The sequence below is a fragment of the Pantoea sp. PNA 14-12 genome (genome assembly GCF_004364735.1).
Lineage (GTDB): Bacteria > Pseudomonadota > Gammaproteobacteria > Enterobacterales > Enterobacteriaceae > Pantoea > Pantoea stewartii.
This window is the reverse complement of the sequence record NZ_SOAJ01000004.1, coordinates 487,662-503,698: the sequence shown is the minus strand read 5'-3', so window position 1 is coordinate 503,698 and position 16,037 is coordinate 487,662. Positions and strand designations below refer to the sequence as shown.

Sequence of the window (16,037 nt, the reverse complement as noted above, 5' to 3'; positions counted from 1 at the left end):
GCCCCTGCCGGACACTTATGTTTTTTTTCTGAACAGCACCATGGATTCGAGATGACGGGTATGCGGAAACATATCCAGCATCGCGACCCTTTCCAATTGGTAGCCCGCCGACAACAGTGTTTCGCTGTCACGCGCGAGTGTTACAGGATTACACGACACATAGACCACACGCTGTGGTGATAGTTTGACGACATGGGACATGACACCCGCCGCCCCGGCCCGCGCCGGATCGAGTAACACCTTGTTAAAGCCTTGCGTCGCCCAGGGCTGACGCGAAACATCGTCTTCCAGATTGTGCTGAAAAAATCTGACGTTTTTAAGATCATTGACCTCAGCATTATACTCTGCCTGCTGGACTAATGCTGCAACGCCCTCCACACCTACGGCATTTTGTACCGTTTTTCCTACAGGGAGCGTAAAGTTTCCCATGCCGCAAAACAGGTCCAGCACACGATCGTCAGGCTGTAAATCCAGCCACGCGATTGCCCTGGCGACCATCTGCTGATTCACCGTATCGTTAACCTGAATAAAATCCTGTGGACTGAAGGTTAGCGTAAGCTGGTGTGAATGATAAAACGGGCGTTGTTCACTGATTGCGCGCAGTGCCTCGCCGCCATCATCCAAAAACAGCATGAGCTGATGCTGATGCGAAAACCGTTCCAGTTTTGCCATATCGTCAGCAGTTAATGCATCCAGATGACGCAATAACATCACCGGCCCGTTATCAGCCAGCACCAGTTCGACATGGCCTAAACGGTTGACAGCATTAAGCGTAGTGAGACAATTGCGCAGCGGAATAATCAGCGCTTCAAGTTGGGGCACCAAAACGGGGCACTGCTGGATATCGACCAGATCGTTGGTGGCTTCCTGGCGAAAGCCCATCTGAAGCTGCTGTGTTTTGCTGTGCCACTGCAGGCCAAGGCGGGCACGGCGGCGGTAGCCCCAGGCAGGACCGGCGATGATCTCATCCACCGTGATCGGCTGCTTTGCTGCCTGAGTAAGCATTCGTGCCAGCGCACGCGCTTTACTCTGCTGCTGTAGCGGCTCATCAACATGTTGCTGTTGGCAGCCGCCACAGCGGCTAAAATGCGGACAGCGAGGTTCAACCCGTGACGGGCTGTGGTTCAACAGACGCTCTGTTTTGGCGCGAGCATACTGGCGCTTCTCCTCCAGCAGGGTGACTTCCGCCTCTTCGCCGGGCAGCGCACCCGCGACAAACAGGGTTTTTCCTTTGTGCCGGGCCACGCCCTGACCGAAAGGATCCAGGTCTTCGATAGTGACGGTCAGCCTTTTTCGGGTCGTCACGCGCTGTTTTGCGGAATAAAATTGCGCCATAGTGTAGTTCTTTCTCTTTAAATTCGATGTGCATCCATTTCAGCGACATGCACAGGGACGTTCAGGCCGAAACAGCAGGCGACTATTATGACTAAATACAGCCTGCGGGCGCGAATGATGATTTTAATCCTGGCGCCTACGCTAATGGTAGGCTTGCTGCTCAGCTCATTTTTTGTGGTACATCGCTACAATGAATTACAGCGCCAGGTGATTGAGGCGGGGGCGAATATCATTGAACCGCTGGCGGTCTCCACAGAATACAGCATGACCTGGCACAATCGTGATGCGCTGCGTGAACTGGTGAGTTTACTCCATCGCCGCCATTCCGGCATTGTACGGGCCATTTCTGTTTTTGATGATAATAACCAGCTCTACGTCACCTCCAACACCAACCAAAACCTCAGCCTGAAGACAAAGCAGGCGATTCAGGCGCTGCCCGAGGATGTTTCCCTGGAGGGCAGCGGCAACCTGTTGATCCTGCGCAAACCCATCACCTCCGAGCGTTACGCCGTGGATGAATTGCCCGGACAGGATGCCAAGCCCGCCGGGAATCCGCTGGGCTATGTGGCGATAGAGCTGGATTTGCAGTCCGTGCGTTTACAGCAATACCGGGAAGTCTTTATTGCCACCCTGATGCTGCTGTTCTGCCTGTGTATTGCCATGTTGTTTGCCTATCGCCTGATGCGGGACGTTACCGGCCCCATTCGCAATATGGTCAGCACCGTTGACCGGATTCGTCGTGGGCAACTGGACAGCCGGGTGGAAGGCCACATGCTGGGCGAGCTGAGCATCCTGAAGAATGGGATCAATGCCATGGCGATGTCGCTTACCGCCTACCACGAAGAGATGCAGCACAACATCGATCAGGCGACCTGGGACCTGCGGGAAACGCTGGAGCAGCTCGAAATTCAAAACGTTGAGCTGGATCTGGCCAAAAAACGTGCCCAGGAAGCTGCCCGCATCAAATCCGAATTCCTGGCGAACATGTCCCATGAACTGCGCACGCCGCTGAATGGCGTGCTGGGCTTTACCCGTCAAATGCTGAAAACGCCGCTGCGCACCACCCAGCGTGACTATATGCTGACGATTGAACGTTCGGCCAATAACCTGCTGTCGATTATCAATGACGTACTGGATTTCTCGAAGCTGGAAGCCGGAAAGCTGATGCTGGAATCCATTCCTTTCCCGCTTCGCGCCACGCTGGATGAAACGCTGGTTTTGCTGGCCCCATCGGCCCACGAAAAGAAGCTGGAGTTGACGGTGGTATGCGATAACAACGTCCCCGACAACGTGATCGGTGACGCGCTTCGCCTGCAGCAAATCCTGATTAACCTGATGGGCAATGCGATTAAGTTCACTGAAAAAGGCACCATCAATTTACGGGTTGAGCAACATACCCTTACGGCAACCCAGGTTGAGCTGGAGATTCAGGTGCGTGATACGGGGATAGGCATTTCCGAAGAACAGCAGGCGCAGCTGTTTCAGGCCTTTCGCCAGGCGGATGCCAGCATTTCCCGTCGCCACGGCGGATCGGGGCTGGGACTGGTGATCACCCAGAAACTGGTGCGGGAAATGAACGGGGAGATCACCTTCGTCAGCCGCCAGAATCACGGTTCCACCTTTTGGGTGCGCGTGAAACTTGATCTCAATCCGAATGCACCGAGTATGCCGCGCGTCCTTGACGCACTATCGAACACCCGCATGGCCTATGTGGAAGCGAATCCCGATGTTGCCAGCGCAGTCGTCGAGATTTTAGGCGCGACGCCGTTACAGGTAGAGCACAGCTTAACGCCGGAAGGCCTGAGTCAGCCGCGTTATCCCCTGTTGCTGATGGCGATGCCTGTCGATGCCAGCCAGTCGCAGGTGCTGGAAAGCCGGTTTATCAATTCGCTGCTGGAACGCGCCGATCAGGTCATCATGGCGCTGCCAAGCCCAATGATGCTGCTGGCCGATGAGCTAAAAGTACGTGGTATTGACGGCTGTATTGCCAAACCTGTCTCACAAACGCGTTTACTGCCCATGCTGCTGGAGCTGCATGCCCGCCACAGTAACGATGCCTCTTCCTCGCCGCGTCTGCCGTTAACCGTCATGGCGGTGGATGATAATCCTGCGAATCTCAAGCTGATCGGCGCACTGCTGGAAGAACAGGTTGAGCACAGCATCCTGTGCAATAACGCCGAGCAGGCCATTCACGTCGCCCACCGGCAAGCACTGGACGTGATTTTAATGGATATCCAGATGCCCGAAATTGATGGCATTCGCGCCAGTGAAATTATCCGCACGCTGCCAAACCATGCCAACACGCCGATCGTCGCTGTAACCGCGCACGCGATCGATGGTGAACGTGAGCACCTGATCCGGGCCGGCATGAACGACTATCTTGCTAAGCCTATTGATGAAAATAAGCTCAGTCAGGTGTTGACGCGTTATATGCCCAGCCCGGCCAGCGCTGTGCCCGAGGTTCCCCAGATCCTGCCCACGCTGGACTGGAAACTGGCGTTGCGTCAGGCGGCCAACAAACCTGATTTAGCGCGGGATTTATTGCGAATGCTGCTGGAATTTTTGCCGGAAGTGCACGCTAAGATCGTACAGTACATGGCTGAAAACGATGCGGTTGCCTTGCGGGAAATTATCCATAAACTTCACGGCAGCGCCAGTTACAGCGGCGTACCGCGGATGAAGCAACTCTGTCGTAAACTGGAAAAAGAACTGCATCAGGCCAGTGATATTGAGGCGCTGGAGCCGGAGTTGCTGGAGCTGCAGGATGAGATGGAAAATGTGGCCAGACAGGCGCGCCGCGTGCTCGCTATGCCGTGAAAAGCCGGTCAGCCAGCAGGCCCCTGAACGCCAGGGGCCGACAAATTAGCGTTTAAAAACCCCCGATTTTCAGGGTGGCCGCCACATTGCGTGCAGTAAGCCGCACATTGTTGCGTGCGCCATCCAGCGCTTCATCCAGCGAACAGATACGGTATAGCACGCTGAATACCGCATCAATGCCATGTTGATGAACGACGCCGACATCGTCCGTCAGGCTACCGGCAATGCCAATCACCGGAAGACCAAACCGCTTTGCAACTTTCGCGACGCCAATCGGCACTTTGCCATTGATACTCTGACTGTCTATGCGCCCTTCGCCCGTAATCACCAGTTGGGCGTCCTGCAACTGCGCCGCCAGCCCCAGCGCTTCTGTAACGATTTCAATACCGGGGCGCAGGGCCGCCTGGCAAAATGCATACAGCGCGGCCCCCATTCCCCCTGCGGCACCGCCACCGCTGACCTGCAGGACATCCATGCCCAGATCGCGCTGAATCATCGCAGCATAGTGCGTCAGCGCCTTATCGAGCAGTGCCACCCGTTCAGGTGTTGCGCCCTTTTGCGGGCCAAAGACCGCCGACGCACCGTCATCGCCTGTCAGCGTATTGGTCACATCACAGGCCACTTCGAAACGGCACGCCCGGATACGGCTGTCCAGGCGGGAAATATCAATGCGGGCCAGATGCGGCAGCGCGCCGCCGCCAGGGCCAATCTCTTCACCTTGCTTATCCAGCAAACGCGCCCCCAGCGCCTGCATCATTCCTGCGCCGCCGTCATTGGTGGCGCTGCCACCAATGCCAATAATGATGTGCTTTACCCCTTTATCCAGCGCGTTTTTGATCAGTTCACCTGTGCCAAACGAAGTGGTAATCAATGGGTCGCGCCGCGCCGCCGGGACCAGCTCCAGGCCACTGGCGGCGGCCATCTCGATATAGGCGGTCTCGTCGTTGCCCGACACCCCATAGAACGCCTCCACAGGTTCCCCCAGTGGACCGGTCACCTGTAACCTGATCTTTTTTCCCTGGGTTGCGGCGACCATCGCTTCAACCGTGCCTTCACCGCCATCAGCGACCGGTATTTTCACATAATGCGCATCGGGGAAAATCTCGCGAAATCCCGCTTCGATTGCCGACGCCACATCCAGGGCAGAGAGACTTTCTTTATATGAATCCGGTGCGATGACGATTTTCATAAGCAATCCAGGCGGTATGGTTTGACGGTAAGGGAAGGACATTCGCCCGGCATCCGCAGATACCGGGCAACCCTTAGCGCGAAATTTCGACGTTTGCTAACTTTTCATAATAGCAGGCCAGCGCGCTGTGGTCGGCGGTTCCCTGTCCGTCGTTACGCAGTGCCTGCATCATCTCCATCACCGCCGCTGTCAGTGGCAGAGGAGCACCAATGTCATGTGAGGTATCCAGTGCGTTAGCCAGATCTTTAATATGTAAATCGATACGAAAGCCGGGTTTAAAATTGCGGTCCATCACCATCGGCGCTTTCGCATCCAGCACGGTGCTTCCTGCCAGACCGCCACGTATAGCCTGATAGACCAGCTCCGGATTGACACCGGCTTTGGTCGCCAGTGACAGCGCTTCTGACATTGCGGCAATATTCAGCGCCACAATCACCTGATTGGCCAGCTTGGTCACGTTACCGGCACCGATATCGCCGGTATGCACGACCGAGCCCGCCATGGCTTTCATGATGTCGTAACACTGGTCAAACACCGCTTTATCGCCGCCCACCATCACCGACAACGTGCCTTCGATGGCTTTGGGTTCGCCGCCGCTGACCGGCGCATCCAGCATACGGATCTGTTTTGCCGCCAGCGCATCATGGATTTCCCGGCTTGCCAGTGGGGCGATTGAGCTCATATCGATGACAATCAGACCGGGTTTTGCCCCATTGATAATGCCATTATCACCCAGACAAACCTCTTTGACCTGCGGCGAGTTCGGCACCATGGTGATGACCACATCGCACTGCCCGGCAATCTCTTTCGCGTTGCTGGCCGTTGTCGCACCCAGCGCGACCAGCTCGGCCTCGTTTTCGGCATGATGATCCCGCACGACCAGTGAATAACCCGCCTTCAGCAGGTTTTTACTCATAGGTTTGCCCATAATCCCAAGGCCAATAAAGCCAATTTTCATTGCGTCTCTCCTGGATGATTACGTTTTAAATTTGTCACACAACGCCTGCGTGGCACTGCGGAAAACACCGAGATCGCTACCCACAGCAACAAAGGTCGCGCCCCACTCGAGGTAGCGGCGGGCGTCGGCCTCGACCGGCGCCAGAATCCCGCTGGGTTTGTTGGCAGCTTTTGCCCGTTCAAAGATGTGTTTGATGACGGGCAATACCGCCGGGTGCGCAGGCTGGCCGAGATAACCCAGCGCGGCGGACAGATCGCCCGGTCCGACAAAGATCCCGTCCACGCCCTCAACGGCCGCGATAGCATCGATGTTGTCCACGGCCTGCTGCGTTTCTATCTGGACTAACACCGTAATGTTGTCGTTGATAGTGCTGTTGTACGCTGGCATGGTGCCGTACATATTGCTGCGATGTGAAACGGATACGCCGCGAATCCCCGCAGGCGGATAACGCGTCGAGGCGACCGCACGTCTGGCCTCGTCTTCGTTCTCGACGAAGGGCACCAGAATGTTGTTAAAACCAATATCCAGCAGGCGTTTAATAATCACCGGCTCGTTACAGGGTGGACGCACAACCGGCGCACTATTGCTGCCTTTCAGCGCCATCAGTTGAGGCACAAAGGTGGTGATATCGTTAGGCGCGTGCTCGCCGTCCAGCACCAGCCAGTCAAATCCGGCCAGCCCCAGGACTTCGGTCGAAAGGGGATTCGCCAGGGCACACCAACTGCCAATCAGGGTTTCACCTGCCAGCAGGCGATGGCGAAATTCATTGCGCCAGGCTGTATTACTCATGGTTTTACTCCTGTGAAACGGGTTTCCTGCAGGAAGCCCAAAAACGTTAACGCACCAGGCACGGACGCTTGTGATCGAACGTCCACTGCGGAATCAGAAACTGCATGGCCTGTGCATCATCACGGGCACCCAGGCCATGCTTTTGATAAAGCGCATTAGCCTGCATCACCCGCTCCCTGTCCAGCTCAATACCCAGGCCCGGCTTCTGCGGCACTGCCACCCTGCCACCTTCAATCTGGAAAGGCGCTTTTGTGAGCCGTTGATTGCCCTCCTGCCAGATCCAGTGCGTATCAATGGCGGTGATGTTGCCCGGTGCGGCGGCCGCAACGTGCGTGAACATCGCCAGGGAAATATCGAAATGGTTGTTGGAATGGGAACCCCACGTCAGGCCAAATTCATGGCACATTTGCGCCACGCGCACGGATCCCTGCATCGTCCAGAAGTGCGGATCGGCCAGCGGGATATCGACTGACTGTAAAGACAAGGTGTGTCCCATCTGACGCCAGTCTGTAGCGATCATATTGGTGGCGGTAGGCAGGCCGGTGGCGCGCCGAAATTCGGCCATAACTTCGCGTCCGGAGTAGCCCTGCTCTGCGCCACAGGGATCCTCTGCATAGGCCAGCACACCTTTAAGCTGTTTACCCAGCGCGATGGCCTCCTCAAGCGACCAGGCCCCGTTGGGATCGATCGTGATACGCGCCTGGGGGAAACGCTTCGCCAGCGCAGCGATCGCTTCCGCCTCATCATGGCCGTTCAGCACACCGCCTTTCAGTTTAAAGTCGTTAAAGCCGTATTTTTCATAGGCCGCTTCGGCCAGCCTGACCACGGCCTCAGGCGTGAGCGCTTCCTCATGACGCAGGCGATACCAGTCACAGGTCTCGCTGTCCTGGTTCTGATAAGGCAAGGTGGTTTTTCGGCGGTCGCCGACGTAAAACAGGTAACCCAGCATCTCGACGCTGTCGCGCTGCTGCCCGTCCCCTAACAGTGAGGCGACATTCACGCCCAGATGCTGTCCCAGCAGATCCAGCAGCGCGGCTTCGATGCCGGTGACGACGTGAATGGTGGTGCGCAGGTCAAACGTCTGATTACCGCGCCCACCGGCATCCCGATCGGCATAAGACGTGCGCACCAGATTCAGGATATTTTTATATTCACCCACCGTTTTACCCACCACCTGCGCGGCAGCCTCTTCCAGCGTCTGGCGTATCTTTTCGCCGCCGGGGATTTCTCCCAGGCCCGTATTGCCGGCATTATCTTCAAGGATGACGATATTACGGGTAAAGAAAGGTGAATGGGCGCCGCTCAGGTTCAGTAACATACTGTCATAGCCGGCGACCGGAATGACCTGCATGGCGGTGATCTTCGGTGTCGTGTTCATCTGTTATCCCTTAAGCAGAGGCCCGGCCAAAAGCCGGGCGTTTACGGTCAAATGTCCAGCCGGGAACCAGGTACTGCATGGCCGTCGCGTCATTACGTCCGCCCGCTGGCAGTGATTTGTAGCGTTCGTTTGCCCGCCGCAGTTGCGCCCAGTCCAGTTCAATGCCCAGGCCCGGTGCAGTGGGCACTGCAATTTTTCCCTGCTGAATCGGCAGTGGATTTTTCGTCAGGCGCTGGTCGCCCTCCTGCCAGATCCAGTGCGTGTCTATCGCGGTGGGGTTACCGGGTGCCGCAGCGCCGACATGGGTAAACATGGCCAGGGAAATATCAAAGTGGTTATTGGAGTGACAGCCCCAGGTGAGTCCCCATTCTTCGCACAGCTGAGCGACCCGCACGGCACCGCTCAGCGTCCAGAAATGGGGATCGGCCAGCGGGATATCGATCGCGTTGAGCATCAGTGCATGCTGCATCTCGCGCCAGTTGGTGGCGATCATATTGGTGGCGACCGGCAGGCCCGTCGCGCGCCGAAACTCCGCCATCACCTCACGCCCGGAATAACCCTGCTCCGCCCCACAGGGATCTTCTGCATAGGTCAGGACATCCTGCATGCCTTTACACAGCCGGATCGCCTCGTCCAGCCGCCAGGCGCCGTTAGGATCAACGGTGATACGCGCATCGGGAAAGCGTTTTTTCAACGCCTGCGCGGTCGCGATTTCCTGTTCGCCCGGCAGCACACCGCCCTTGAGTTTAAAATCGTGAAATCCGTATTTATCCTGAGCCGCTTCCGCCAGCCTGACGATGGCCTCACTGCTCAGGGCTTCCTGATGACGCAGCCGATACCAGTCATGCTGCGCGTTCTCACCAGTGAGGTAAGGCAGATCGGTTTTGCGCCGGTCGCCAATATAGAACAGGTAACCCAACACCGTGACCGCATCGCGTTGTTTACCCGGCCCCAGCAGCTCGGCGACCGGCACGCCCAGACATTGCCCCAGCAGATCCAGCAGCGCGGCCTCCAGCGCCGCAACCGCATTTACGCGCAGTTCAAACGTCCAGGCGCCCTTGCCAAAGGTCTCGAAATCCGCAGACTGATTGCCCCGATGCACCTGCTGTACCAGCCGGTTCAGGCAGGCGACCTGCTGACCTGTCACCTGCGGTACGGCATCCAGCAAGGTCTGATAAATGGTCTCGCCTCCCGGTGCCTCACCCAGCCCGGTATGACCCGCACTGTCCGTCAGTATCACAATGTTGCGGGTAAAACTGGCATTGTGTGCCCCCCCAATGTTGAGCAGCATACTGTCGTAACCGGCCACCGGCACAACCTGCATAGCGGTGATAACGGGCGTGGATTGCGTATTCATACAGGCTCCTTAGCGGGTTTCAGCTCAATGCGCTTGATGTTATCCACCAGCACCAGATAACTGAGTACCGCGACAAAGGCGTGGATACCCACGTATACCAGCGCACCGTTATACGATCCGGTCGAGGCAATGATGTAGCCAATCGCGACAGGCGTGATAATGCCGGACGCATTACCAAACATATTGAACAGGCCGCCGCTCAGACCGCTGATCTCCTTCGGCGCGGTATCGGCCATCACCGCCCAGCCCAACGCACCAATGCCTTTGCCAAAAAAGGCCGTCGCCATAAACAGCACCACAACCCAGTCGGTTTCAACGTAGTTACATATCACCATAGAGGTCGAGAGCAGCATCCCGAGCACAATGGGCGTTTTGCGGGCAATGTTCAGGGAGCCGGTTTTGCGCATCAGCCAGTCGGAGATCACGCCACCCAGCACGCCGCCAATAAAGCCGCACAGTGCCGGTACGGAGGCAACAAAACCGGCTTTAAGAATCGACATTCCGCGCGCCTGAACCAGATAAACCGGAAACCAGGTGATAAAGAAATAGGTCAGTGCGTTGATGCAGTACTGGCCAATATAGATACCGATCATCATGCGTGACTGCAGCAGCTGTTTGATCTGGAACCGCTTGTCACGGAAGCTGACGTTTTGCTTTTCGCTTTTCTGATCCATGTTGATCAGTGCACCGCCCTGCTCCATGTATTCCCGTTCCGCCTGATTAACGCCAGGATGATCGCTGGGATCGTGAATCACTTTGAGCCAGATAAGGCTCAGGATGATGCCCAGTCCCCCCATGAACCAGAAGACATGAGCCCAACCGACTGCGGAGGTTAGCCAGCCCATGATGGGTGCGAAAATCACGGTCGCAAAATACTGGGCAGAATTGAAAATGGCCACGGCGGTACCGCGCTCCTGAGCCGGAAACCAGGCGGCCACAATCCGGCTGTTACCCGGAAATGAAGGTGCTTCTGCCAGCCCCACCATAAAGCGCAGCATAAACAGCGCCATAACGATGGTGTAACCACTGAACAGGTCCACGAAACCTTGCAGCAAGGTAAATAACGACCAGAGGAAGATGCTCCAGAAATAGACGCGTTTGGACCCAAAGCGATCCAACAGCCAGCCGCCGGGGATTTGTCCAATAACATAGGCCCACGAAAACGCCGAGAAGATGTAACCCATGCCCACGGGATCGAGGCCAATATCCTTTGCCATCGCGGAGCCAGCGATGGATAACGTCGCCCGGTCGCCGTAGTTGAATGAGGTCACAATAAACAACATGACCACAATCCAGTAGCGTGCATTTGTCCGTTTCTGGACCGCCTCTGACGTCTGGTGAAAACTACTCATGATGCACTCCTGAAAAATAGCGAAAGTGACATTCGCTCTGACTGCATACACATCGCGTTGGGTATCAGAGAGATGTAGGTTAAACACGGCGATTTTTTTATTGGCAAATTGCTCACGCGGCGTGACAGATAACCTGACCGGGGAAACGGAAATCAGTATAAGAAGTGGGTTTCACGGTGACATTGGAATATCTCCCTGGAATAAGGAGAAGGAATCGTGCTTTTTTGGGCTATTGCATAAAACACTGCGGCGCATTTCACGTATTTTGGTATTCCTCACCCAAAGCCAGTTCCTACGCCCGACGATCGCCGGCTTTGTGAGAATCTTCACTTGATTTGGTACAAAGACATGAAAACGGCCGTCTCTGAAGGCTGAATGTAGGTCAATTGCACAATGTGCAGGTGAGAACCCCTCTTTATACTGACGGTGGCAAATACTGAACCTGTGACATCTGACTTCTTATAATGAATGCGCCACAGAAATAAGGCGCGACGCACTGGAAGGTGAGCGATGATCCCCCTGTCAAACGAACAACCGCTCTATATCAAAGTTCATGAAAACGATAACGTGGCCATTGTGGTTAACAGCCAGGGACTGCCTGCCGGTACCACGTTTCGTGATGGCTTAACTCTGACCGAGCATATTCCCCAGGGACACAAGGTGGCGCTGCAGGCTATTCCTGGTGGGCAGCCCATATTGCGCTATGGCGAGGTGATTGGGCTGGCCATGCGTGATATCGCCCAGGGGAGCTGGATCGACGAATCGCTAATTGCTCTGCCGGACGCCCCGGACTTAGCGCATTTACCTTTAGCGAATAATGTGCCGCCGGCGTTACCGCCGCTGGACGGTTATACCTTTGAGGGCTATCGCAACGCCGACGGCAGCGTGGGCACCCGTAATCTGTTGGGGATCACCACCAGCGTGCACTGCGTCGCGGGCGTGGTGGATTATGTGGTGCAAATCATTGAGCGTGATTTACTGCCCCGCTATCCCAACGTTGATGGCGTGGTGGCGCTGAATCATCTTTATGGCTGTGGCGTGGCGATCAATGCCCCCGCGGCGGTGATCCCGATCCGAACCGTTCATAATCTGGCCCTGAATGCCAATTTCGGCGGCGAAATCATGGTGGTCAGTCTGGGATGCGAAAAGTTACAACCCGAACGCCTGCTGACCGGCACGCCTGACGTACAGCCCATCTCGCTGGACGATGCGGATATTGTGCGTTTGCAGGACGAGAGCCGGGTGGGCTTCGGTGCCATGGTGGATGACATTTTGCAGGTCGCAGAGCGTCACCTGAGCCGCCTTAATCAACGCCAGCGCGAAACCTGCCCGGCCTCTGAACTGGTGGTTGGCATGCAGTGTGGCGGCAGCGACGCGTTTTCGGGCGTGACCGCGAATCCCGCCGTCGGCTTCGCCGCTGATCTGCTGGTACGCTGCGGAGCCACCGTAATGTTTTCTGAAGTCACGGAGGTACGGGATGCCATTCATTTGCTGACGCCACGCGTGGTTGACCAGACCGTGGGCCAGCGACTGATTGAGGAAATGGCCTGGTATGATCGCTATCTCGATCAAGGCAAAACGGACCGCAGCGCCAATCCCTCGCCCGGCAACAAGAAAGGCGGACTGGCCAACGTGGTGGAAAAAGCATTAGGCTCGATTGCCAAATCAGGCCGAAGCCCGATTGTGGAAGTGCTGTCGCCGGGACAACGGCCAACACGACGAGGGCTGATTTTTGCCGCCACGCCCGCCAGCGATTTTGTCTGCGGCACGCAGCAGCTGGCCTCAGGCATCACCTTACAGGTTTTTACAACAGGCAGGGGAACGCCTTACGGCCTGGCGGCGATTCCGGTGATTAAGATGGCGACCCGTACCGCATTGGCTGAACGCTGGCATGATTTAATGGATATTAACGCCGGTACGATTGCCACGGGCGAAGAAACCATCGAGCAGGTTGGCTGGCGGTTGTTTACATTAATTCTGGACATTGCCAGCGGCCGGAAACAAACCTGGTCAGACCGCTGGGGCATCCGCAATCAGCTGGCGGTCTTTAATCCCGCACCGATCACCTGATGCCGTTTTTATGCAGACAGGTCGTGCTGACACCCGCGTGGCGCGCATGTCAGCCACGCGGGTGCCGTCTTCCCACCCTGTACAGTCAGAGCTGTTTGCCCCACTGCTCAACCCAGGGAGACGTTACCGACTCTGGCTCCGGATTTTCGGTGGCGTCGATGAGCAACACGTCACCGATCCGCTTCGCCTGGTGCGCCTGCAGCAATGCATCAAAACGTTTGCCTGCGCCGCAGAAATTTTCATAACTGCTGTCGCCCAACGCTATCACGCCATAACGCAGCGTGGGCTGATGGCCCAGCTTATCCTGCATAGCATGAAACAGGCCGGAAATCGTATCCGGAAAATCGCCCTGACCGGTGGTCGAGGTGATGATCAGAGCGACATCACTGGCATAGTGTTGCCAGTCGGCCAGTGTCGGATCTTCGAAAATCGTTACCTCATGGCCCTGCTGCTGCAACAACGGCTCAGCTTCTTCTGCAACCAGTAAGGCGTTCCCATAGACGGTGCCTACAAAAATCCCAATCTTTGCCATTTCTTTTCCCCTTTATTCCGGAACGCTATCCTGACCTGAGCCTGCGAGAAACTCAACCCGTGGAACATCAGGAATACAGGCCTGCCAGCCAAACCGCTCCATCACCCGTTGCCAGACAGGATCGAGCCCGGCACGAATAAGCAGCGGTTCGCCCGTCACAGGATGGTTAAGGGATAAGCTGCTGGCATGCAGCATCAAACGGCTGGCCCCAAAGTGCGCAGCCGCACCACGATTCTGGCGTAAATCCCCGTGGGCCGAATCGCCGATGATGGGATGACGCAAATGGGACATGTGCCGACGGAGTTGATGTTTCCGCCCGGTTTGCGGTTTAAGCTCAACCAGGCTGTAACGTGCCGTGGGATAGCGACTGATGGCGACCGGCATTTCTACCGTTGCCAGTGCGGCGTAATCGGTCACCGCCGGCTGCGGCGCACGGGGTTCGCTGACAAATTTGTCCGCGATCTTGTCCAGTTCTTCCACCAACGGATAATCCAGCCTGTCACTGCCTTCAAGCCAGCCGCGCACAATGGCATGGTAGGTCTTTTCCATGTGGTGATGCTCAAACTGCTGGGACAGCAGGCGGCCTGCCTCACTGGACAGCCCCATCAGCAGCACGCCTGATGTGGGACGATCCAGCCGATGCGCCGTGAAAACATGCTGGCCTATCTGGTCGCGTACCGTCTGCATCACAAACCGGGTTTCATGGCGATCAAGCCAACTGCGGTGCACCAGCCAGCCTGCGGGCTTATTCACCGCGACCAGCCACGCATCCTGATAAATGATTTCCAGCATCAGACCGGGTCATCCTGCAGCAATGCATCCAGCTGCTGTAAGGTCAGCAACAACAGTGTGCGCCCCGGCTGAACCGGCGTTAACGCCATTTCAAAATAGGGGGCAACCGCAAAATTTTTTGGCAATGCCTGGCCCGCACGAATCAGCATCTGCACCCGTGGAATCAGGACCCACTGCAACCATTCCAGCGGCTGCATCGTGTCGAGGAAAAAAGGTTGCTGGCTTGCGAAAGCCTGTTCGTCTGGCGCGTCCACCTGCCACAGATCGTGCTCACGCATGACGGCTTCGAGCTGTTCAAGCCGTTGCATAATAAACTGTTCTGACGTCATGCCTCACCTCTGACGAATAAAAAGGGGCGGCAAGGATAACCCGCAGGCACAAAAAAAGGGAGCACTGTATTAAACAGTGCTCCCGGTTCGTTTGCAGCTCTCCTGCTACGTTAATGCTCCCTGCTCATCCTTGACAACTTTTCCCGTGCGTAGTCCTTCCGCGAATCATCCTGATCACTCCTTAGCCTCCTGGCCCACCGCCTCGTCCGAGGGGCTCTCATTCTCCATCCTGGAGGTGTCCCTTAACTCATTCCTGAGTGTCCTGCTTCGTCCTGAAGCCTTCCTTGTGACGTAACAGCATTACGTTCCTGCCTCCTGGCTACCGTCTTCCTGACGGTTCCTGCTGTCCATGACGTCCTGTCAGCGAGACCTATTCTCTTAAGAAAAGCCTCAGGGCACAAGGTGTTAAAACACGATATAACGCGATCCTGTTCAAGAGATTGAACAGCGGTGCTAATAAGTTAATGATTTACAATATTTTTACATCTCGGCCGCCACTTCACCGTTTCGCTAATATGGCGATCTCTCACACGGCATGTAAGAGATCTCTCACACGCGAAGCGGCACATCTCTGCAATTAATCACTAAGCGGTTGTAAATTATTAAGAAAAGTACAGATATCCGATGCCAGCGTAATACGTTTCTTCTGACCGGGCGTTTCAAGGATGATGTCACCGCTCAGATTGCACAGGGAAATAATGTTCTCTTCTGACGCAGTGGTGGCAATAAACAGTGTTGGATTCTGCTTCAGGCGCCGCTGCATGACGAGGTGCCCGATCAGGTTTTCCTGCAGCCGGACAAAGTCGGTTTCACTCCAGACCTGGAGCAGCGTTAGCCTGTGGTCCTGCCACATGGCCTGCATGTCCCCCGCGAACTGGTGCGTATAAAAGGCCGTAATCTGCGGTTGCAGCGCAATCTCCAGCGCCCGCTCAACCGCCTCCAGCGAGGGCGGTAGTGTAAAGGGTTGCGGTTGCCAGAGCGCACACTCATCACGGTTTTCCAGCAAACAGGGGGAAGGAATACCATAAAGATCGCGACTGGCTGGCGCATGGCCCCGGCTCTGCTGCCAGTGCTGGCAGTAGCGCGTGGTAAAATCCGTTAACGCTTCAGCGGTTTGCTGCATCATTCAAATTCTCACT

At 56.1% G+C, this 16,037-nt stretch carries 13 protein-coding genes; 2 read left to right on the top strand and 11 right to left on the bottom strand.

Going from position 1 to position 16,037, the window contains the following annotated elements:
- Positions 1–15: 15 nt before the first annotated feature.
- Positions 16–1,335, bottom strand: coding sequence for a 23S rRNA (uracil(1939)-C(5))-methyltransferase RlmD (rlmD, locus tag C7434_RS16315; RefSeq protein WP_033739562.1), 1,320 nt, complete (start codon positions 1,333–1,335; stop codon positions 16–18).
- A gap of 87 nt (positions 1,336–1,422) precedes the next feature.
- On the opposite strand from rlmD, the gene barA reads away from it, so the two are divergent.
- The gene (gene barA / locus C7434_RS16310) at positions 1,423–4,152 is read left to right on the top strand and encodes a two-component sensor histidine kinase BarA (protein ID WP_133745658.1); all 2,730 of its coding nucleotides are present in this window, start codon (positions 1,423–1,425) and stop codon (positions 4,150–4,152) included.
- Between the two features lie 52 nt (positions 4,153–4,204).
- Here the strand turns inward: barA and C7434_RS16305 are convergent, their stop codons facing one another.
- The 6 genes from C7434_RS16305 to C7434_RS16280 all read right to left on the bottom strand — a co-directional run bounded on the left by C7434_RS16305 (position 4,205) and on the right by C7434_RS16280 (position 11,175).
- Positions 4,205–5,341 (bottom strand): glycerate kinase, encoded by a 1,137-nt coding sequence (locus tag C7434_RS16305; protein ID WP_006120767.1) that lies wholly within the window; start codon positions 5,339–5,341, stop codon positions 4,205–4,207.
- A gap of 73 nt (positions 5,342–5,414) precedes the next feature.
- A complete protein-coding gene (gene garR, locus C7434_RS16300) occupies positions 5,415–6,299 on the bottom strand; it encodes a 2-hydroxy-3-oxopropionate reductase (protein ID WP_133745657.1) in 885 nt (294 codons plus the stop codon).
- An 18-nt stretch (positions 6,300–6,317) separates the two neighbouring features.
- Positions 6,318–7,088, bottom strand: a complete 771-nt coding sequence (gene garL / locus C7434_RS16295; protein ID WP_033739566.1) for a 2-dehydro-3-deoxyglucarate aldolase — start codon at positions 7,086–7,088, stop codon at positions 6,318–6,320.
- Between the two features lie 46 nt (positions 7,089–7,134).
- Positions 7,135–8,466 carry a glucarate dehydratase gene (gene gudD / locus C7434_RS16290; RefSeq protein ID WP_054687125.1) on the bottom strand — a complete coding sequence of 444 codons (1,332 nt, stop codon included), beginning with the start codon at positions 8,464–8,466 and terminating at the stop codon, positions 7,135–7,137.
- Between the two features lie 10 nt (positions 8,467–8,476).
- A complete protein-coding gene (locus C7434_RS16285; RefSeq protein WP_133745656.1) occupies positions 8,477–9,823 on the bottom strand; it encodes an enolase C-terminal domain-like protein in 1,347 nt (448 codons plus the stop codon).
- Positions 9,820–11,175 (bottom strand): MFS transporter, encoded by a 1,356-nt coding sequence (locus C7434_RS16280; RefSeq protein WP_033739571.1) that lies wholly within the window; start codon positions 11,173–11,175, stop codon positions 9,820–9,822. Before C7434_RS16280 ends, C7434_RS16285 begins: the two co-directional genes overlap by 4 nt.
- Positions 11,176–11,685: 510 nt before the next feature.
- Between C7434_RS16280 and garD the strand changes: the two genes are divergently transcribed.
- Positions 11,686–13,245, top strand: coding sequence for a galactarate dehydratase (gene garD / locus C7434_RS16275; RefSeq protein WP_033739573.1), 1,560 nt, complete (start codon positions 11,686–11,688; stop codon positions 13,243–13,245).
- An 85-nt stretch (positions 13,246–13,330) separates the two neighbouring features.
- Here garD and C7434_RS16270 read toward each other — a convergent pair whose 3' ends face one another.
- The 4 genes from C7434_RS16270 to syd all read right to left on the bottom strand — a co-directional run bounded on the left by C7434_RS16270 (position 13,331) and on the right by syd (position 16,024).
- Positions 13,331–13,777: a flavodoxin gene (locus C7434_RS16270; RefSeq protein ID WP_033739574.1), complete on the bottom strand. Its 447-nt coding sequence runs from the start codon at positions 13,775–13,777 to the stop codon at positions 13,331–13,333.
- Positions 13,778–13,789: 12 nt separating this feature from the next.
- Positions 13,790–14,569, bottom strand: a complete 780-nt coding sequence (truC, locus tag C7434_RS16265; protein ID WP_006120774.1) for a tRNA pseudouridine(65) synthase TruC — start codon at positions 14,567–14,569, stop codon at positions 13,790–13,792.
- Entirely contained in the window at positions 14,569–14,898 is a 330-nt protein-coding gene (locus C7434_RS16260; protein WP_006120775.1) for a YqcC family protein, read from the bottom strand. The genes truC and C7434_RS16260 overlap by 1 nt, the downstream gene beginning before the upstream one ends.
- A gap of 577 nt (positions 14,899–15,475) precedes the next feature.
- A complete protein-coding gene (gene syd, locus C7434_RS16255) occupies positions 15,476–16,024 on the bottom strand; it encodes a SecY-interacting protein (RefSeq protein ID WP_006120776.1) in 549 nt (182 codons plus the stop codon).
- Positions 16,025–16,037: the final 13 nt, after the last annotated feature.